The 17402-nt window shown below is 58.9% G+C and carries 24 protein-coding genes; 17 read left to right on the top strand and 7 right to left on the bottom strand.

Annotated elements, in window-relative coordinates:
• The first annotated feature begins 10 nt into the window (after positions 1-10).
• From AO356_RS05725 to recX, 12 genes are all read left to right on the top strand, one after another.
• The gene (locus tag AO356_RS05725) at positions 11-1174 is read left to right on the top strand and encodes a hypothetical protein (protein ID WP_060738954.1); all 1164 of its coding nucleotides are present in this window, start codon (positions 11-13) and stop codon (positions 1172-1174) included.
• The gene (locus AO356_RS05720; protein ID WP_060738953.1) at positions 1171-1680 is read left to right on the top strand and encodes a hypothetical protein; all 510 of its coding nucleotides are present in this window, start codon (positions 1171-1173) and stop codon (positions 1678-1680) included. The genes AO356_RS05725 and AO356_RS05720 overlap by 4 nt, the downstream gene beginning before the upstream one ends.
• Before the next feature lie 33 nt (positions 1681-1713).
• Complete coding sequence (locus AO356_RS32985; protein WP_060738952.1) at positions 1714-2316, top strand: hypothetical protein; 603 nt, start codon at positions 1714-1716, stop codon at positions 2314-2316.
• The gene (locus AO356_RS33310) at positions 2295-2621 is read left to right on the top strand and encodes a gp53-like domain-containing protein (RefSeq protein WP_420480616.1); all 327 of its coding nucleotides are present in this window, start codon (positions 2295-2297) and stop codon (positions 2619-2621) included. Before AO356_RS32985 ends, AO356_RS33310 begins: the two co-directional genes overlap by 22 nt.
• 9 nt (positions 2622-2630) lie before the next feature.
• Positions 2631-3350: a tail fiber assembly protein gene (locus AO356_RS32980; RefSeq protein ID WP_060738951.1), complete on the top strand. Its 720-nt coding sequence runs from the start codon at positions 2631-2633 to the stop codon at positions 3348-3350.
• A 105-nt stretch (positions 3351-3455) separates the two neighbouring features.
• Positions 3456-4367, top strand: a complete 912-nt coding sequence (locus AO356_RS05705; RefSeq protein WP_060738950.1) for a gp53-like domain-containing protein — start codon at positions 3456-3458, stop codon at positions 4365-4367.
• A gap of 7 nt (positions 4368-4374) precedes the next feature.
• The gene (locus AO356_RS05700; RefSeq protein WP_177431706.1) at positions 4375-4812 is read left to right on the top strand and encodes a phage tail assembly chaperone; all 438 of its coding nucleotides are present in this window, start codon (positions 4375-4377) and stop codon (positions 4810-4812) included.
• A gap of 24 nt (positions 4813-4836) precedes the next feature.
• Positions 4837-5400 (top strand): glycoside hydrolase family 19 protein, encoded by a 564-nt coding sequence (locus AO356_RS05695; protein ID WP_060738949.1) that lies wholly within the window; start codon positions 4837-4839, stop codon positions 5398-5400.
• Positions 5382-5918 carry a lysis system i-spanin subunit Rz gene (locus tag AO356_RS05690; RefSeq protein WP_060738948.1) on the top strand — a complete coding sequence of 179 codons (537 nt, stop codon included), beginning with the start codon at positions 5382-5384 and terminating at the stop codon, positions 5916-5918. The genes AO356_RS05695 and AO356_RS05690 overlap by 19 nt, the downstream gene beginning before the upstream one ends.
• A gap of 71 nt (positions 5919-5989) precedes the next feature.
• Positions 5990-6490 (top strand): CinA family protein, encoded by a 501-nt coding sequence (locus AO356_RS05685; protein WP_060738947.1) that lies wholly within the window; start codon positions 5990-5992, stop codon positions 6488-6490.
• Positions 6491-6573: 83 nt separating this feature from the next.
• Positions 6574-7626, top strand: a complete 1053-nt coding sequence (gene recA, locus AO356_RS05680) for a recombinase RecA (protein WP_003198351.1) — start codon at positions 6574-6576, stop codon at positions 7624-7626.
• 8 nt (positions 7627-7634) lie between these two features.
• Positions 7635-8102: a recombination regulator RecX gene (gene recX, locus AO356_RS05675; protein ID WP_053118941.1), complete on the top strand. Its 468-nt coding sequence runs from the start codon at positions 7635-7637 to the stop codon at positions 8100-8102.
• Between the two features lie 46 nt (positions 8103-8148).
• Here the strand turns inward: recX and AO356_RS05670 are convergent, their stop codons facing one another.
• Positions 8149-9267, bottom strand: a complete 1119-nt coding sequence (locus AO356_RS05670; protein ID WP_060738946.1) for a TIGR00730 family Rossman fold protein — start codon at positions 9265-9267, stop codon at positions 8149-8151.
• A 454-nt stretch (positions 9268-9721) separates the two neighbouring features.
• Here AO356_RS05670 and AO356_RS05665 point away from each other — a divergent pair, with 454 nt between their 5' ends.
• Entirely contained in the window at positions 9722-9916 is a 195-nt protein-coding gene (locus AO356_RS05665) for a hypothetical protein (protein ID WP_003198357.1), read from the top strand.
• On the opposite strand, the gene AO356_RS05660 is transcribed toward AO356_RS05665, so the two are convergent.
• On the bottom strand, positions 9917-10339 hold the full coding sequence (locus AO356_RS05660; protein WP_003198359.1) for a quorum-sensing-regulated virulence factor family protein: 423 nt from the start codon (positions 10337-10339) through the stop codon (positions 9917-9919).
• 184 nt (positions 10340-10523) lie between these two features.
• Between AO356_RS05660 and AO356_RS05655 the strand changes: the two genes are divergently transcribed.
• From AO356_RS05655 to AO356_RS05645, 3 genes are all read left to right on the top strand, one after another.
• Complete coding sequence (locus AO356_RS05655) at positions 10524-11270, top strand: tRNA-uridine aminocarboxypropyltransferase (protein WP_060738945.1); 747 nt, start codon at positions 10524-10526, stop codon at positions 11268-11270.
• Between the two features lie 213 nt (positions 11271-11483).
• Positions 11484-12137 carry a response regulator transcription factor ErdR gene (erdR, locus tag AO356_RS05650; protein WP_060738944.1) on the top strand — a complete coding sequence of 218 codons (654 nt, stop codon included), beginning with the start codon at positions 11484-11486 and terminating at the stop codon, positions 12135-12137.
• A gap of 72 nt (positions 12138-12209) precedes the next feature.
• Positions 12210-12572: a diacylglycerol kinase gene (locus AO356_RS05645; protein ID WP_053118952.1), complete on the top strand. Its 363-nt coding sequence runs from the start codon at positions 12210-12212 to the stop codon at positions 12570-12572.
• Positions 12573-12576: 4 nt separating this feature from the next.
• Here the strand turns inward: AO356_RS05645 and AO356_RS05640 are convergent, their stop codons facing one another.
• A complete protein-coding gene (locus AO356_RS05640) occupies positions 12577-13503 on the bottom strand; it encodes a LysR family transcriptional regulator (RefSeq protein ID WP_060738943.1) in 927 nt (308 codons plus the stop codon).
• A 121-nt stretch (positions 13504-13624) separates the two neighbouring features.
• Here AO356_RS05640 and fpr point away from each other — a divergent pair, with 121 nt between their 5' ends.
• Positions 13625-14404 carry a ferredoxin-NADP reductase gene (gene fpr / locus AO356_RS05635; protein ID WP_003184787.1) on the top strand — a complete coding sequence of 260 codons (780 nt, stop codon included), beginning with the start codon at positions 13625-13627 and terminating at the stop codon, positions 14402-14404.
• Between the two features lie 203 nt (positions 14405-14607).
• Here the strand turns inward: fpr and tsaA are convergent, their stop codons facing one another.
• The 4 genes from tsaA to AO356_RS05615 all read right to left on the bottom strand — a co-directional run bounded on the left by tsaA (position 14608) and on the right by AO356_RS05615 (position 17300).
• Positions 14608-15306: a tRNA (N6-threonylcarbamoyladenosine(37)-N6)-methyltransferase TrmO gene (gene tsaA, locus AO356_RS05630; protein WP_060738942.1), complete on the bottom strand. Its 699-nt coding sequence runs from the start codon at positions 15304-15306 to the stop codon at positions 14608-14610.
• A 205-nt stretch (positions 15307-15511) separates the two neighbouring features.
• Positions 15512-15973, bottom strand: coding sequence for a DUF1456 family protein (locus AO356_RS05625; protein WP_053182473.1), 462 nt, complete (start codon positions 15971-15973; stop codon positions 15512-15514).
• 59 nt (positions 15974-16032) lie between these two features.
• On the bottom strand, positions 16033-16743 hold the full coding sequence (locus tag AO356_RS05620) for an rRNA pseudouridine synthase (protein ID WP_060738941.1): 711 nt from the start codon (positions 16741-16743) through the stop codon (positions 16033-16035).
• Positions 16744-16826: 83 nt separating this feature from the next.
• Positions 16827-17300 carry a GNAT family N-acetyltransferase gene (locus AO356_RS05615; protein ID WP_060738940.1) on the bottom strand — a complete coding sequence of 158 codons (474 nt, stop codon included), beginning with the start codon at positions 17298-17300 and terminating at the stop codon, positions 16827-16829.
• Between the last annotated feature and the right edge of the window lie 102 nt (positions 17301-17402).

Raw genomic sequence — 17402 nt, 5'->3', positions numbered from 1 at the left:
GGAGTAGACGATGGATTATCCGAAAAGTGTGCCCAGCGCCGGGCTGGTGAGTGGGAAGTTCGTGGATGAAAACCCGCTGACCGGGACGCCGGGGTCGTTGATTCCGGCGGCTTGGGGGAACGGGGTGACACAGGAAATCGTGAATGTCATCAAAGCGGGTGATCTGACGCCAGATGAAACCCAGAACGATCAGCTGCTCGAGGCGATTCAGTCGGTTACCGCCAAGGGCTGGAACCAGGACCTCGCGCTTCCGATCACCGCCTTGCCGCTGCCGACGATTGCAACAGCGGACGCCCGCCTGGCGATAACGCCAACGGCACTGTCAACCAGCGGCGGCCGTGTCTCGATTCCGGCGGGTGTGTACATCAGCGTCGGACAAGAGGTGGTGAGTGGACGGTTGGGTCGATCACGTACCTACGTGACGGCGGCTTGGAGCAGCGCCGATTTATTGCCCAGCGCCAGTTATTTTCTACGCGCACAGGTCATCGGCGGTGTGCTGACGTTCTATATGCAGCGTGGAAGCCTGTATGACCTTTCGCCGGAGTCCTTGAAGGGTACGGTCAACGGAGCGTCCGGCGGCGGCTTTGCGTCCACGCCCCTGGACATGTGCCTGGCCTGGGTCATGACCGGGGCGCCAGGTTCCTTGCCAACGATTCGCACGATTTACAACCGTGCTCAATTGACCTGGACGCAAACGGTGAATGGCACTGGAGTGGTGTATCTGCCGCTGGATCCGCATGCGCGTGCGGCGCGGCTTGTGGCGGGGAATCCGACACCCTCTCCGAGTGCCGTGACTTCGCTGGCGTTCGTTCAGGCCGGGTGGATTGGGGGCAACTACAGCTATCTGTCTCCCGTCGCGACAACACCCGGCAACAATCCCGGGGGGTGGACAAACCCCGCCAGTCCGTCCATGTGCGTGCTGTTCTCCAGTAACGTCGTCAATGACGTGAGCGTCTCCACGGTCACGGCCAGTTTTGACCATACACAGCTGCGTTCGCTTTGGCAGTCGTACCAGGCCGAGCACACACTCGGCGCAACCAATGCCGATAGCGACGAATTGCTATTGAGCATGGGAATCAAGGGGCACCAGGCATTGACGGATTACAGCGTGGGTATCGCCGTCAACTTTACCAATGCAATCAATGTTCACCTGTCCTGGGAGCTGATCCGATGAAAGTCATTCAAGAACTGCACCAGTACGAAGATGGACTTCGCCCGCCTGCACCTTCGTCCGCCCATATCTGGGAGGACGGTACTTGGGTACTAACCGAAGAGAATGCCGCCGAGCAGTTGCGCCAGGAAGTCGAACGCCTGTGCGTCAAGGTCGATACCGCTGCCGACAGCGCCCGTCGCACGTTGGCCGGAGATCCGTTGCGGGCCCTGGAATACCAACAAGCCGCCCTCGAAGCGCAGGCCTTCAAGGATCAGGGTTATCCGAAAAAAGCCGTTCCGTTGGCCGTTTCTGCGTGGGTCGTCAAAGGCCGTACAGCCAGGCAGGCGGCGGATCAGATTCTCGCCAAGGCCGCTGAGTTTGAAGCGAACCTGCTGGCGCTTCGCGAACTGCGCCTCAAGGCCAAGGCGCAGATTCGCGCGCACATGGCCAAAGGCAAGGCGGATCTTGCGCGCCAAGTCGCTGATGAGGTGCTTGTGGCCATTCGTGAACTCCACCTCTTCGCGTGATTTCTTTCTTCCTTTCGATATAGAGAAACAAATATGGATTATCCAAAGAGCGTTCCCAGCGCAGGGCTGGTGAATGGGAAGTTTGTCGACGAAAATCCTTTGATGGGGACGCCAGGTTCGTTGATCCCTGCACGATGGGGGAATTCGGTTACAGACGAAGTATTGAATGTTATCGACGAAGCAGGACTCAACCCGAATGAGGCGGATTCCACGCAACTCATCCAAGCCATCCGACGTATCAATCAGGCCGGTAGTGAGAATCACGCACAGGATAACGGCGCCGCGAATATCTACACCGTCGCCTACCTGCCTGCTTTGTCCACACTGGTTGATGGAATGGTTTTGCGCTTCAAGGCGAAAACCGCCAACACAGGCGCCAGTACATTTTCACCTAACGATTTATCTGCCAAACCTATTGTTGGCCTCGCCTTGTCTGCTCTTCAGGCTGGTGAGATTGTTGCGAATGGCATGTGCAGTGTCGTTTGGTCAGCGACTTTGGATAAGTGGGTATTGTTGAGTTGTACGGGGGGGGAACAAAGGCCACTACCACCAGTGTCGGTCTTGCCAGATTCGGTACCTCAGCCGAGCAATTGGCAGGTTTACTTACAACGGTTATGTCCAACCCTTCAGGGGTGATGGCTCTCCTGACCGCATGGTTTCCGAGAAGAGCTTTTGCTGTTAATGATTATGTTCGCATCCCAGACGTGCCAGGGGGGCTTATAGTTCAGTGGGGAGAGGCCACGTCAACAGCGGCTACTCATACGGTGAACTGGCCAATTGCGTTTCCTAATGCGGTACGCCAGGCAATTGCGTTTGACCAAACTAATGGGATACCGGTATTCACTATTTCCACTGATCCTACCGCGCTGTCCAATTCTTCGGGTCGGTTTGTTTCGTCGGGAACATTTGGACTTTATGGCTTTTTTGCCATCGGGAATTAAGGAGTCGCTATGTACTATTCGAGTTCAGTCAACGGTTTCATTCCTGCTGCTTGGAAGTCTGATGGGACTTATCTGATTGAAGACTGGCCTACGGATGCCATTCTTTTGACTGAGAAAGAGCTAAACACCTATGCTAGGAAACCACCACCCGAAGGCAAGCAACTGGGGTTTGAAAATGGGCGTCCAGTCTGGATCGATGCCCCCTCACTTCCTCCGTTAACCCGCGAGGGAGTCGAAGCACTACGACTTCGAGCCTATGCCGATCCACTAGCCGGTAGCGACCGTTATTTCTCTGAGGTCCAGCGAATGCGGGCGATGGATATAGAAGGTTGGGAAGTTGTACTTGATTTAGGCGTTGCTCGCTATGAGGCGATTCAAAATCAATATCCCTGGCCTACCGAATTAAGCAATTTGCCGGGTATGCACACCGTCGAGTCTCGCCCGGATAATCTCGATGTCTGGGGGGATAACATTCGGGTATTTGACGAGCCGCTACAACTGGCTGACCTCAAGCGAGAAGCCTTGGCAAAACGCGAAAAACTGTTGCTGGAGGCTGTTCAGAAAGTTGCCCTCTTTCAGTACGCCGAAGACATTGGCGACGCCACTGACCAGGAACAGCTGATGTTGATGGAGTGGAAACTCTACAGCGTTGAATTGAATCGCATCCAGCATCAGGTCGGTTTTCCAACCGATATCGACTGGCCTGTCATGCCTGAGCCTGCTGCTTAAGCAATCGCCAGAAAATTCTCAATTTCCCGTGCCACCGCCGAATGAACAACAGGTGAGGTTTTTTATCGCCTTCATTTTGGTCGCTGGCTAATCAGGAGCGAAAATTTGGATTACCCAAAAAGTGTGCCTAGTGCGGGTCTGTCGAACGGCAGGTTTGTGGACGAAGATCCCTTGGCGGGTAAGCCGGGGTCCTTGATCCCCGCCAGTTGGGGCAACGGTGTGACGCAGGAATTACTCAATGTCATTCAAGCCGCCGGGATAGCGCCGTCGGAAGCCCTCTCCAACCAATTGCTTACAGCCTTGCGGGGGAGCGGGTTGTTTCTCACCGCGCCGCTATTCGATAACAGCCGGGCCGTCGCAACGACTGAATACGTACTCCGCCGAGGGGTGCAATATGGTGGGTTCGATGTCTACAACACCGGTGCGACATTGACAGTATCGGATGTTGGCGGAGTTGCCAGTTTCGCCAGTAACACACCGGTTACCGCCAGACTGCCGGCTACCGCCGAAATTATACAGGGCGCCACAGTGACGATTGTCAATGCGGGAACCGGCATGGTCACCGTTTCAACGGCATCCGCTATTGATGTGCTATGCGCGTCGAATGGTGCGCAGGGGGCAATCACTATTGGTCTGGGCGAAACGGCGGAGTTCATTAAACTCACTAACCAATGGCGTCTTATTGGCGGTACTGTTGCCTTGAAGTATTCGGCCATGTCCATTTCGTCATTGCAACCCAATGGCTGGAAGCGCACGCCTGATGCAACGAGTCCGACGGGATATGTTATCGAGCAGTGGGGCATTTCTTCCAGCGGAGCGGATGCCAACGGCGTTATCGTAACGTTTCCAATGTCCTTCCCTAATGCCGTCAGAAACATTGTAGTGACCGATGGAGGCCCCACTTGTGCGTCTTTTGGAGTCTCCACAGGCTCGCTGAGCCAATTCAGGCTTTATGGGCGGGACTACAATGGCGCCTATTCAAATTGGACTGGATTATGGCGAGCGATAGGTTATTGAGGGGGAGATGAATATGTTGATTTATTACGCTCAATCCACGGGCGGGTTTTACAACTCTATCGATCACGCTAACAATCTTCCTGAAGACGCGATCAAGATCACCGATGAAGAATATAGAGCGTTATTTGCCGCACCCTTTCTGAACAAATGTATCGAGTCGGACGCCAAAGGTCGTCCGGTGCTCTCGGATATGTCCGTTAATGAGCTCACGGTACGAGCGACCAGTGAAAAGAATTGGCGTGATGCATTGCTCACAGCAACCGACCGCCTCATAGCGAGAGATCGCGACGAAATGGATGACGGTGGCGGTACGACGCTGGACCAAACACAGTACACGCAGCTTCAGGCTTATCGCCGGGCTATGAGGGATTGGCCACAGGATGAGCACTTTCCAGCCACTGAACATCGTCCGGTTGCGCCGTCCTGGCTGGCCGGACATCTTTGATCATGCACTTGCGATGACCTGAACATGGATCTTACGCAGCAGCAACTCATCAACATCATGCCCGACGCCCGCGCCCAAGCGGGCGTTTTTATTTCCGCGCTAAACACCGCGATGTCCCGCTATCGTATCGACACACCCAAACGCATGGCCGCGTTCCTGGCCCAGGTCGGTCATGAGTCGGGGCAATTGCGTTATGTCCGCGAGCTGGGCAGTGAGCAATATCTGAGCAAGTACGATACCGGAACCCTGGCCGTTCGCCTGGGCAACTCACCCCAGGCCGACGGTGACGGCCAGAAATATCGTGGCCGAGGACTGATCCAGATTACCGGCCGCGACAATTACCTTCGTTGCAGTCAGGGCCTGTTTGGCGACGCGCGTCTGCTGACGTTGCCGCAGTTGCTGGAGCAACCGCAATGGGCCGCTGAATCCGCGGCGTGGTTCTGGGAGCAGAACGGCTTGAACGAACTGGCCGACCGCGATCAATTCAACACCATCACCCGCCGTATCAACGGTGGTTTGAATGGCTTGGAGGCGCGCCTGCAACTCTGGGCGCGGGCGAGGGCGGTGTTATGCCAGTCTTCGGCCTGATGCCTTTTTCTGCTCGTACCCTTGGCATTGTCGTTTTACTGACAGTGTTGGCGGGTGGTCCGGCAATGCTCGCGTGGCGACTCCAGGATTGGCGTTATGGCCAACAATTGGCGCAATTGGCACAAGCCCAGACTGCGACGTTGAGTCAGATAAGCCAGGCGGCCGCGATGCAGCAAAAGGCCGAGCGGGACAAACGCCTCGCCCTTGAGCAACAACTCTCCACCAGCGAACAAACCCATTACCGAGCCTTGAGCGATGCCCAACGTGACCAGGATCGCCTGCGCGATCGCCTTGCTACTGCCGATGTCCGGCTGTCAGTCCTCCTCGACGCCAACGATGTTGCCGCCGGTTGTGCAGTGCCTGCCGCCACCGGCGCCGGCGGCCTGGATCATGGCGCCCCACGCGCCCGACTTGACCCGGCGCATGCTCAACGAATTATCGCCATCACCGACGCCGGTGATCGCGGACTGATTGCCTTGCAGGCCTGTCAGGCCTATATCAGAGCGCTGGGTCGGTAATCCGGCGAGCCTTGCAAGCGTCGACTGCTCGTGTACGGTAGGCCTCAATCGTGGGGAATCAGGAGAGCACCATGGACGACATTACCGAACTGGCCGCTGAATTGGGCAGACGCCTGCAGTTGCTCAATGCCCACGTCACCACGGCCGAGTCCTGTACGGGCGGCGGGATTGCCGAGGCGATTACCCGGATTCCGGGGAGTTCCGCCTGGTTCGAGGCCGGTTATGTCACCTATTCCAATCGCCAGAAAAGCCAGCAACTGGAGGTGCCGGCCCAGTTGTTCGAGAAGGTCGGGGCGGTCAGCCGCGAGGTGGTCGAGGCCATGGCACAAGGCGCCCAGCGCAAAAGCCTGGCGCGTTTTGCCGTGGCGGTCAGCGGGGTGGCCGGGCCGGATGGGGGCTCGCCGAGCAAGCCGGTGGGCACCGTATGGCTCGCCTGGGCCGTCGGCCAGACGCTGATCAGCGAGCAGCGCTTCTTTGCAGGCAACCGCGACGAGGTCCGCCGACAAACGGTGAGGGCCGCGCTAGAGGGGCTGCTGCAACATGCCGCTGTAGAAATCTCAAATCAGGGGTAGGCGATCCTCAATCGCTGTGGAATAATACTGGCTACTTATACAGGTGTTGGCCGTCAGGCCTTATTGATTACGTGAGGACTTTAATGGACGACAACAAGAAGAAAGCCTTGGCTGCGGCCTTGGGTCAGATCGAACGTCAATTCGGCAAGGGTGCCGTAATGCGTATGGGCGATCAGGACCGTCAGGCTATTCCTTCCATCTCCACCGGCTCCCTGGGCCTGGACATTGCGCTTGGCATCGGCGGTCTGCCAAAAGGCCGAATCGTTGAAATCTACGGTCCTGAGTCTTCCGGTAAAACCACACTGACCCTGTCCGTGATCGCCCAGGCCCAAAAAGCCGGCGCGACCTGCGCCTTCGTCGACGCCGAACACGCCCTGGACCCGGAATACGCCGGCAAACTGGGCGTCAATGTCGACGACCTGCTGGTTTCCCAGCCGGACACCGGCGAGCAGGCCCTGGAAATCACCGACATGCTGGTGCGTTCCAACGCGGTCGACGTGATCATCGTCGACTCCGTGGCGGCACTGGTGCCAAAGGCTGAAATCGAAGGTGAAATGGGCGACATGCACGTGGGCCTCCAGGCTCGTCTGATGTCCCAGGCCCTGCGCAAGATCACCGGTAACATCAAGAACGCCAACTGCCTGGTGATCTTCATCAACCAGATCCGTATGAAGATCGGTGTGATGTTCGGCAGCCCGGAAACCACCACCGGTGGTAACGCACTGAAGTTCTACGCCTCGGTTCGCCTCGACATCCGCCGTACTGGCGCGGTGAAAGAAGGTGATGAGGTTGTCGGCAGCGAAACCCGCGTCAAGGTCGTGAAGAACAAGGTGGCTTCGCCGTTCCGTCAGGCCGAGTTCCAGATTCTTTACGGCAAGGGCATCTACCTCAATGGCGAGATGATCGACCTGGGTGTGTTGCATGGTTTCGTCGAGAAGTCGGGCGCCTGGTATGCCTACAACGGCACCAAGATCGGTCAGGGCAAGGCCAACTCGGCCAAGTTCCTGGCGGATAACCCGGAAGTTGCCGCTGCCCTCGAGAAGCAATTGCGTGACAAGCTGTTGAGCCCGGTTGCAGACGTCAAGTCCGTGGCTAATCGCGAGACTGCTGACGATCTGGCTGACGCTGACATCTGATCGATCCGATGACCGCCGTACTCGATACCCTCGTCGCGGTGCGGCGAACCGCGATGGACCTGCTCGCCAGGCGCGAGCACGGTCGGGTCGAGCTGACGCGTAAACTGCGTCAGCGCGGCGCGCCCGATGAATTGATCGACACGGCCCTCGACCGTTTGACTGAAGAGGGCCTGCTGTCGGAATCCCGTTACCTGGAAAGCTTCGTCGCTTATCGCGCCCGCTCCGGCTACGGTCCTTTGCGCATTCGTGAGGAGCTGGGCCAGCGCGGTTTGCAACGCCCGGATATCGAACTCGCCTTGCGCGAAAGCGGTATCGATTGGCAGGAGCAACTGACGGACACCTGGCGTCGCAAGTTCTCCGGACATTTGCCCATCGATGCACGAGAGCGAGCCAAGCAAGGGCGTTTCCTGGCGTACCGAGGCTACTCCATGGAAATGATCAACCGCTTGTTCAGCGGTCGCGGCATGGATGATTAAATAAAAACGGCCCGCTATTTCGATAGCGGGCCGTTTTTTTATGGGCTCAGGTTACCTTGATCGGCTCCCAGGTAAGGGGATGGGTCTGTGGGGTGGGTTGGGCCCAGTTTTCCGGCAGGTTGATGTAGTCCACCAACTCCCTCAAACGACCATGATTGCGGGCGTTGAAGGTAAACGTCAGGCGTGTCAGGTGACTGAACCGGGCCTCGTCGTGCTCTTCACCGCTGTAGTCATGTTGATGAAAACAGTCGTTCAGGCACAGGTCGGCGAAATCTACCTGCATCTGCTGCAGTGCCTGTTCGCTTAGCTTGTGATTCATGCGGATCACGAACTGATGCTTGAGCCAGCGACTGGAGTGGAAGTTGCGGTAGAACTGATTGATCTCCTCCACGGCCTCTTCGGCGTTGTACACCAGGCGCATGAGCTTCATGTCGGTGGGCAGGATGTAGCGATTCTCTTCCAGCTGCTCGCGGATAAAGTCCAGGGCGCTTTGCCAGAACCTGCCCCCGGGAACATCCAGCAGGACCACCGGTACCAGTGGGCTTTTACCGGTCTGGACCAGCGTCAGGACTTCCAGCGCCTCATCCAGCGTGCCGAAACCGCCAGGGCAGAGCACCAGCGCATCGGCCTCCTTGACGAAAAACAGCTTGCGGGTGAAGAAGAAGTGGAACGGCAGCAGGTTCGACGTGCCTTCGACGGTCGGGTTTGCGTGCTGTTCGAAAGGCAGGGTGATATTGAACCCCAGGCTATGGTCACGTCCCGCGCCTTCATGGGCAGCGGCCATGATGCCACCGCCGGCACCGGTGATGACCATCATGTCCGAGCGGGCCAGCGAAGCGCCCAACTCTCGGGCCAGGCCGTACAGCGGATGTTCGATAGGCGTTCGGGCCGAGCCGAAAACCGTGACCTTGCGCCGGCCCTTGAATTGTTCGAGCGTACGGAAGGCGTGTTCCAATTCCCTCAGGGTCTGCAACGTGATCTTGGCATTCCAGCGGTTGTGATCTTCCTGGGCCATGCGCAGCACAGTCAGGATCATGTCTCGGTAAATGGGGAGGTTGGGGCTGTTGGGAGACACCAGGTTGAGTTGTTCTTCGACCTTGCGGGTGAGGTCGTGGCCGTGGTTCTCAAAATGACGACTGAGCAGGTCATTCGGTTTATAAGGCATTCAACTTCTCCTTCTTAACAAAACCCTGGCCCGGATGAGAGATTCATCAGGGCCACGACACCTCGTGTGTCGTCGTCAGCCCAGGCAGCGGCCTGGAGGTTGACCTGGCTTGACGCGGTCTGCAGCACGGCGACCAAGCCATCCAGCGGGTTCTGTTTTTCCCTTTTGATGAAAACAAGCACGCCAAGGTGTTGGCCGGGCAGCCTCTTTCTGCCCGATGCAAATACTCAGAATACTTCTGAATCTAGCCGATCTTTGCTGTCCTGATCATGGCGCTCAAAAGTGACCGTTGGCAACCGCTGGATAAGTGCACCGCAATATCGCACCGCTCGTCAGATTGCCGGCCGGGTGTGTGCCGCTCTGATTTACTGATAACAAGCGTGCCAATGCAATTTGGCGCTCAGGGCTGGTGCTAGGTGATGGATTGAAGCGGACGGGCATGGAGGCGGGAGAGATGACCAGGGTGACTCTGGAGCTCGACAGGCAGTTGTACTTGATGCTGTTGGAATCGGCACAGGCCAATCGGGTGAGTCTTGAGGAGGAATGCTGTCGTCGACTGGGAGGGCGGGCATGGCGCTCGCGCTACCTGCAGGCGCTGGTAGCGGAATTGCGCGCCGACGATGAGCAGCGGCGCGCAAGCTCGGGTTGATTACTTCTTCGTCTTGGCGGGTTTCGGGCAATCCGATTCCTGGAAGCGCTCGGTCGCGACCGGGCGGTTGGTCTTAACCTCGGTGAATTCGTAGCGCATTGTCGCGCCCTTGGCCATCAACTTGCGGAAGCCCGGATTGGTGCACACCGTGGAGCCCAGCTGGAAATACACGGCCTTGGGGTCTGCGCGCATTTTCTGGGCATGGCTGCTTTGCACGCTGAGGTGGTTGATCAGCTCGGTGCCTTCGACGGTATACCCCTGGTCGAGAATGTCTTCGTTGATCGCCCGCGGCGTACCGACGCTACTTTCCTTGGCAACGTTCTGCAGCATCTTGTTCAGTTCGAGTTCTTTCAGCGAGGCAGCCTGAGCGCTGAAGGACGTCGCCAGCAGAACGGCAACGGTAGGGACGATAAGGCGCAGCATGAAACTCTCCTGGTTCAGTGACTGGTGGTTCGACCGATCACATGACTGTGCGTTCAGTGGCCGGGGATTATAGGGGAGCCCGGGTGGACGGTACAGGCTCGTGCGCTCTGGTAGACTGCCGGCCTTTATTGCCCTGCCGAGTGTTGTTCGTGTCGAGTTTTCCTGTCTGTCGGCGTCGCCCACGATGAATCACGCCCCTAACGCCGTAGCCCGCCTGCGCGACCAGCGCATCGATGAAGGGATCAGGCCGATCCAGGCCCGAGGCTGGCGCGCCCCCCGTTGCAGCGCCTGTCGGGTGATCGAGAGCCATTGCCTGTGCGCCTGGCGTCCGAGCGTCGAAACCCGTTCCGGGGTCTGCCTGATCATGACCAACAAGGAAGTGTTCAAGCCGAGCAACACCGGTTGGCTGATCGCCGATGTGGTGCGTGACAACCATGCGTTCATCTGGTCGCGCACCGAGGTCGATGAGCAGTTGCTGGCGTTGCTGAACGATCCGCAATGGCAGCCATACCTGGTGTTTCCGGGTGAATACGTCGAGCCATCGCGGGTCACCCACACGGTGGACCTCGATCAGTCCAGGCGCCCGTTGTTCATTCTGCTGGACGCGACCTGGACGGAGGCGCGGAAGATTTTCCGTAAGAGCCCGTATTTCGACCGGCTGCCGATCCTGAGCCTGCTGCCCGACAAACTGTCGCGCTACCGTTTGCGTCGTTCGACCCGTAGCGAGCACCTGTGCACTGCGGAAGTGGCGGCGTTGTGTCTGGAGCTGGCGGGGGACAGCGACGCCGCGTCGGCCCTGGAGGCCTATTTCGATGTGTTCAGCCAGCATTACCTGGGCGCCAAGGGCCAGCAGGAGGTCAACGTGTCGACCCCGGCCCATGCCGAGTTGCAACCCTTCATTCGTACGCCGCACACAGTATTGGCTCAATAGTGGCCCATACTGGACTCAGGGGCGGCCGTGCTGCTTGACCACCCCGGCTTCGCTGGGCATGCTTGGCGCCGACCAGGGCGCCGACCGTATTTGAAACGTCATGTTTGGCGTTGCACGTGCCCCTGTGGATGCCGCCGCAGGGCGGTGTCTTGAGTTGTCTTGGCGAGGCGCGAATGCATCGGGCCTGCCATTAAAAACAGGATCATTTGAAAAATGGCCACATACGAAATCCTGATTGCCGATGACCACCCGCTCTTTCGCAGCGCGTTGCATCAGGCGGTGACCCTGGGCCTTGGCCCGGATGTCCGATTGACGGAGGTGGCCAGTATCGCCGAACTGGAGGTCCAGTTGACGGCGAAGTCCGATTGGGACCTGGTGCTGCTGGATCTGAACATGCCCGGTGCCTATGGTTTTTCAGGGCTGGTGCTGTTGCGGGGCCAATACCCGCAGATCCCCGTGGTCATGGTCTCGGCCCAGGAAGAAGCGTCAGTGATGGTCAAGGCCCGGGAGTTCGGCGCCAGTGGTTTCATCCCCAAGTCCAGCTCCCTTGAAATGATTCAAAAGGCCGTGAAGGCGGTCCTGGACGGCGATGTCAGCTGGCCACCCCAGGCGTTTGAAGCCGTGAGCGTGTCCGAAGAGGCCAAGGCCGCCAGCGCGGGCCTGGCCAGCCTCACGCCGCAGCAGTTTCGAGTGTTGACCATGGTCTGCGAAGGCCTGCTGAACAAGCAGATTGCCTATGAACTGAACGTGTCGGAGGCCACTATCAAGGCCCACGTCACGGCGATCTTCCGTAAACTGAACGTACGCACCCGGACCCAGGCGGCCCTGCTGCTGCAACAACTTGAGTCAATTTCGCCGCCGGCTTAGTGTTCGGGTTCACGCTTTTTTGACCGGGTTTGAATTAGTTTCTCCACTCCTTTTCGATCAGTTGCTCACTCTATGTCACCTTTTAAAGGCCAGACCGGCCTGAAACGCATCCTCAACGCCTCCGGCTATTCCTTGGACGGGCTGCGCGCGGCTTTTGTCGGCGAAGCGGCTTTCCGTCAGTTGGTGTTGCTCAACGTCGTATTGATTCCGTTGTCGTTCTTCCTGAACGTCAGCCGTGTCGAACAGGCGCTGCTGATTGCCGTGTGCCTGCTGGCATTGATCGTGGAATTGCTCAACTCGGCGGTGGAGGCGGCCATCGACCGCATCTCCCTGGAGCTGCACCCATTGTCGAAAAACGCCAAGGACATGGGCAGCGCTGCCCAGTTCGTCGCCCTGACGATGATCGCGTTGGTGTGGGGCCTGATCCTGCTGTAACGGTTCAGGCAATGGCCGGTAGCACGATTTCGTCGCTGCGCTGGGCCCCGGCGGTGAACGCCCGGCACAATTCGAGAAATTCGCGCATGGCTGAGGTCTGGTACTTCTGTTTGTGCCAGATGAAATAGAACTGCCGCGCCAGGTCCATATCCGGTGTTTCCACCGCGACGAGGCTGCCGCGGCGGAAGGCGTCGCGCAGGGCCAGGCGTGAGATGCAGCCAATGCCCAGGCCGGATTCAACGGCGCGCTTGATCGCTTCGGTGTGTTCCAGCTCCAGGCGGATGTTCAACGCGCTGCGGTGGTGGCGCATGGCCTGGTCGAAAGTCAGTCGTGTGCCCGAACCCTGTTCCCGCAGAATCCAGGCTTCACGGGTCAATTCCTCCATGGTCGCCTGGCCGCGCTTGGCCAGCGGGTGTTGAGGGGCGCAGAACACCACCAGTTCGTCCTCCACCCAGCTTTGCACTTCGATGTCCGGATGGCTGCAGTCGCCTTCGATTAGACCCAGATCAATTTCATAGTGGGCAACCTGGTGCACGATATTGGCAGTGTTCTGCACATGCAGCTTCACCTGGCTTTCCGGATGGCGCTGCATGAACCCGCCGATCAACAAGGTCGCCAGGTAATTGCCGATGGTCAGCGTCGCGCCGACCGCCAGTGAGCCGAAACCGGACTTGCCATTGAGCAGGTCTTCGATCTCCTTGGCCTGGTCCAGCAGCGCCACTGCCTGGGGCAGCAGCTGTTTGCCCAGGGCATTGAGGCTCAGGCGTTTGCCGGCACGGTCGAACAGCTGGCAGCTCGATTGCCGCTCCAGTTCGGTGATGGAGGTGCTGGCCGCCGACTGCGACAGGTTGAGCTGGCCCGCAGCGCGAGACACGCTTTCTTGCTGGGCGACGGCGACGAAGACTTGAAGTTGACGTAGAGTAAATCGCATATCGATATAACCGATAACCCTTATCTTAATAATCCATTTAACAGATATTGTCGCCGCCATTAGAATGCGATGCAATTGCGCAGATTATCGGCGCAGGCATCATTCCCAGGAGTCCCCGTACATGAGCAACATGAACCACGAGCGTGTCCTCAGTGTTCATCACTGGAACGACACTCTGTTCAGCTTCAAGTGCACCCGCGATCCGGGCCTGCGCTTCGAGAACGGTCAGTTCGTGATGATCGGCCTGCAACAGCCCAACGGCCGCCCGCTTATGCGCGCTTACTCGATTGCCAGCCCAAACTGGGAAGAGCATCTCGAATTCTTCAGCATCAAGGTGCCCGATGGTCCGCTGACTTCCCAGCTGCAGCACCTGAAGGAAGGCGACGAGATCATCATCAGCAAGAAACCCACCGGCACCCTGGTGCTGGACGATCTCAAGCCTGGCAAGCATTTGTACCTGCTCAGCACCGGCACCGGCCTGGCGCCGTTCATGAGCGTCATCCAGGATCCGGAAACCTATGAGCGTTTCGAAAAAGTGATCCTGTGCCACGGCGTGCGTTACGTCAATGAAGTCGCTTACCGCGAATTCATCACCGAGCACTTGCCGCAGAACGAGTTCTTCGGCGAAGCCCTGCGTGACAAGCTGATCTACTACCCGACTGTGACGCGCGAGCCGTTCGAGAACGAAGGCCGCCTGACCGACCTGATGCGCAGTGGCAAGCTGTTCCGCGACATCGGCCTGCCACCGATCAACCCCCAGGACGACCGCGCCATGCTGTGCGGCAGCCCGAGCATGCTCGACGAGACCAGTGAAGTGCTTAACAGCTTCGGCCTGACCGTTTCGCCGCGTATGCGCGAGCCGGGTGACTACCTGATCGAGCGGGCGTTTGTAGAGAAGTAAGCTGTTGTGGCGACTGATAGATCGCCATCGCGAGCAAGCTCGCTCCCACAAGGGATGTTCATTGAACACAGATTCTCTGTTCACAACAGACCCAGTGTGGGAGCGAGCTCGCTCGCGATGGCAGCGACTCGGTCCAACTGACACAGCATAAGAAAGCCCGCGCCGCCTGATAAAGGCCGCGCGGGCTTTTTCGTTCCCGGGTTTTATCTACCGGCAGGAACGACTTCCAATACCCGGATCACTCCCGGTTGCGGGTAATGCCAGCGAACGTCCACATCCCAGAACTGCGCACCGTATTCCCGTTCGGCTGTGGGCATCTGGTACGCCGGGCGCGGGTCTTGGGCCAGGCATTGTTCGATCAGCTCCACCAACGGCTCTTCCAGGCGCGTGGCGTGCTCGTGTGCTTGAACCAGGGCGGTGTCCGCCCATTGCACCGCAATCAACTCAGGCGCGGCGCTGGCGATGCGGTTGGAGGCCGAGGGGATGATATCGGCGTAGGGCACGTAGGGCTTGATGTCGAGCACCGGCGTGCCGTCCAGCAAATCGATACCCGAGAGCCACAGGCGCCCGGTTTCGACCCGTTCCAGCTTCACCACCGACTGGCCAATGCCGTTGGGGCGATGGGTGGCGCGGGTGGCGAACACGCCCATGGACTTGTTGCCGCCCAGGCGTGGCGGTCGCACTTTCAAGCGTGGCTTGTCCTCCAGCGCCTGGTGGAACAGGAACAGCAGCCAGACATGGCTGACCTGCTCCAGGCCTTGCACCGCCTCGCCCTGGTCGAACGGCGCCACCAGCTCCAGCACACCGCGTGCGGCCGGAGCCAGTTGCGGTTGGCGGGGGATGGCGAACTTCTCCTTGAAGCAGGAGCGGACGAAGCCGATGGGAGAGACGCTGTAGGTCATGGGTTGGGATCGAGGCGAGATGGAGAGGGCATGATAACGCGAGAGCTGAAATCGACACGGTCCTCTGTGGCGAGGGAGCTTGCTCCCGCTGGGCTGCGAAGCAGCCCCCCGGTGTTGTCTGACACACCGCGAGGGGACGCTGCGCGTCCAGCGGGAGCAAGCTCCCTCGCCACAAAAGCCCGCAGGATTCAGCGGTCCTTCAAAGTCAGCCGCGAACGCGCAGCGTCAGGCCCTTGAGGAAGTTGCGCAGCAATTGGTCGCCGCACGGGCGGTAGTTGGTGTGGCCGAACTTGCGGAACAGCGCGCTCAGTTCCGGCTTGGACACCGGGAACTCGGCGGCCTTGAGGATGGCGTGCATGTCGTCTTCCTTCAGCTCGAAGGCCACCCGCAGTTTCTTGAGGATGATGTTGTTGGTCACTGGCACTTCGATCGGCTGCGGCGGACGGCTTTCGTCCTTGCCACGCTTGAAGATCACCAGCCCATCGAGAAAATGCGCCATGACCTCGTCAGGGCAGAACACAAAGCCTTCTTCCTCGTCTTTCTTGAGGTAGCCCGCCAGGTCCGCCAGGGAGACGTCCAGGCCGCCCAGCTTGATGATCTCGATGACTTTCTTGTCGCTGATGTCGAGCATGTAGCGCACGCTGCGCAGTACGTCGTTGTGAATCATGTATGCAGTCCTGATCAATCGGCAGTGGGCGCCTGCGTTCGGTGCGGCGCCGGAAAAAATTAGAATTTCTCTTTGGCAGACAGGTAGCGCCACTGGCCCAGCGGCACCTTGCCGATGGACACGCCGCCGATGCGGATGCGGCGAATGGCGACGACCTTGAGCCCGACCGCCTGGCAGAACAGAGCGATCACGCCGGGCTGCGGGTTTTTCATGGCAAAGCGCAGGCGGTTCTCGTTCTGCCAGCTGGCCTTGACTGCCGGCAGCTCCTTGCCCTTGTAGGTCAAGCCATGGTTCAGGCGATTGAGGCCATGGGCGACCATGTCGCCTTCGACTTCCACCACGTATTCCTGCTCGATCTTGGCGGCGTCGGCAGTGAGCTTGCGCAAGATCTTCCAATCCTGGGTGAACACCAGCAGCCCGCTCGCGTTGGCTTGCAGGTCGGCACTGGCGGTCAGGCGCAGGAAATGGCCCTTGAGCGGCCGCTTGCCGAAGCGATGTTCTTCGCTCAGGGTCTGCGGGCCAAGGGAGGCCATCGCGGTGTCTACGTCCATGCCGGCCGGGACGTTCAGCAGGAGTGTCACCGGCTCTGGCGCGGTGGCCTTGGCCTCGGCGTCGAGTTCGACCTTCTGGGTCGTTACCTTGAACTGCGGCTCGTCGATCACTTCGCCATCCACGGTGACCCAGCCGCCCTCGATGAACAGCTCAGCCTCGCGACGGGAACAGCCGACGAGTTCGATGAGGCGTTTGGAGAGACGAATCGGGTCAGTCATGACGGGGGCCGTAACAAAAAGAGGGTGGGCATTGTACCTGCCTGGGGCCGGTTAATCGCGGGTCCATTTGCCTCATGCAGCTTTTAGCCGCGTCCGGCCTTCAGGTCGGGCTGCTTGTAGCGCATGTGCAGCAGTGGGTAGGGCTGGTTCATGCCATCTTTTGCCGAGCGCCCGACCACTTCGAAGCCTTGCTTGAGGTAAAAGCCCAAGGCTTGCGGGTTCTGTTCGTTGACGTCCAGTTGATCGGCGTTCAGCTGTTCCATGGCATAGCGCAGCAACAGCTTGCCCAGGCCCTGGCCACGGTGTTGCGGGTCGATGAAGAGCATCTCGACCTTGCCAGCCGCGACACCGGCGAAACCGGTGATCCGCTGGCGCGCGTCCCGGGTGCAAATGAGCATCACCGCATCCAGGTAGCGGGTGAGCACCAGGTTTTTCAGCAGTTCGATGTAGCTGTCTGGCAGAAACTCATGGGTGGCCCGCACCGAGGCTTCCCAAACCTGGGTCAGTTCCTGGTAATCGCTCGGTTTCGGTGTATGGATGACCGAATGCTGGCGCATGTCCGCCTGTTCCTTGTGCTGGATGTGCTGGGTTTCTCCATACGATAGCCGTAAAAAAGCCCCGCATCCTGTGAGGATGGCGAGGCTTTTCAATTTTTCGGC

Source organism: Pseudomonas fluorescens, assembly GCF_001307275.1.
GTDB lineage: Bacteria > Pseudomonadota > Gammaproteobacteria > Pseudomonadales > Pseudomonadaceae > Aquipseudomonas > Aquipseudomonas fluorescens_AA.
This window is presented reverse-complemented; position numbering and strand designations above follow the sequence as displayed.

Coding starts and splice junctions, on each gene's coding strand:
- AO356_RS05700 (WP_177431706.1), top strand. CDS start 4,375: ATGAATATGTTGATTTATTACGCTCAATCCACGGGCGGGTTTTACAAC.
- AO356_RS05625 (WP_053182473.1), bottom strand. CDS start 15,973: ATGATTCACAACGACGTACTGCGCAGCGTGCGCTACATGCTCGACATC.
- AO356_RS05615 (WP_060738940.1), bottom strand. CDS start 17,300: ATGCGCCAGCATTCGGTCATCCATACACCGAAACCGAGCGATTACCAG.
- fpr (WP_003184787.1), top strand. CDS start 13,625: ATGAGCAACATGAACCACGAGCGTGTCCTCAGTGTTCATCACTGGAAC.
- AO356_RS05670 (WP_060738946.1), bottom strand. CDS start 9,267: ATGCCTTATAAACCGAATGACCTGCTCAGTCGTCATTTTGAGAACCAC.
- recA (WP_003198351.1), top strand. CDS start 6,574: ATGGACGACAACAAGAAGAAAGCCTTGGCTGCGGCCTTGGGTCAGATC.
- AO356_RS05660 (WP_003198359.1), bottom strand. CDS start 10,339: ATGCTGCGCCTTATCGTCCCTACCGTTGCCGTTCTGCTGGCGACGTCC.
- AO356_RS32985 (WP_060738952.1), top strand. CDS start 1,714: ATGGATTATCCAAAGAGCGTTCCCAGCGCAGGGCTGGTGAATGGGAAG.
- tsaA (WP_060738942.1), bottom strand. CDS start 15,306: ATGACCTACAGCGTCTCTCCCATCGGCTTCGTCCGCTCCTGCTTCAAG.
- AO356_RS05695 (WP_060738949.1), top strand. CDS start 4,837: ATGGATCTTACGCAGCAGCAACTCATCAACATCATGCCCGACGCCCGC.
- AO356_RS05645 (WP_053118952.1), top strand. CDS start 12,210: ATGTCACCTTTTAAAGGCCAGACCGGCCTGAAACGCATCCTCAACGCC.
- AO356_RS05725 (WP_060738954.1), top strand. CDS start 11: ATGGATTATCCGAAAAGTGTGCCCAGCGCCGGGCTGGTGAGTGGGAAG.
- AO356_RS05665 (WP_003198357.1), top strand. CDS start 9,722: ATGACCAGGGTGACTCTGGAGCTCGACAGGCAGTTGTACTTGATGCTG.
- AO356_RS05720 (WP_060738953.1), top strand. CDS start 1,171: ATGAAAGTCATTCAAGAACTGCACCAGTACGAAGATGGACTTCGCCCG.
- AO356_RS05690 (WP_060738948.1), top strand. CDS start 5,382: ATGCCAGTCTTCGGCCTGATGCCTTTTTCTGCTCGTACCCTTGGCATT.
- erdR (WP_060738944.1), top strand. CDS start 11,484: ATGGCCACATACGAAATCCTGATTGCCGATGACCACCCGCTCTTTCGC.
- AO356_RS32980 (WP_060738951.1), top strand. CDS start 2,631: ATGTACTATTCGAGTTCAGTCAACGGTTTCATTCCTGCTGCTTGGAAG.
- AO356_RS33310 (WP_420480616.1), top strand. CDS start 2,295: ATGTCCAACCCTTCAGGGGTGATGGCTCTCCTGACCGCATGGTTTCCG.
- AO356_RS05640 (WP_060738943.1), bottom strand. CDS start 13,503: ATGCGATTTACTCTACGTCAACTTCAAGTCTTCGTCGCCGTCGCCCAG.
- AO356_RS05685 (WP_060738947.1), top strand. CDS start 5,990: ATGGACGACATTACCGAACTGGCCGCTGAATTGGGCAGACGCCTGCAG.
- AO356_RS05620 (WP_060738941.1), bottom strand. CDS start 16,743: ATGACTGACCCGATTCGTCTCTCCAAACGCCTCATCGAACTCGTCGGC.
- AO356_RS05655 (WP_060738945.1), top strand. CDS start 10,524: ATGAATCACGCCCCTAACGCCGTAGCCCGCCTGCGCGACCAGCGCATC.
- recX (WP_053118941.1), top strand. CDS start 7,635: ATGACCGCCGTACTCGATACCCTCGTCGCGGTGCGGCGAACCGCGATG.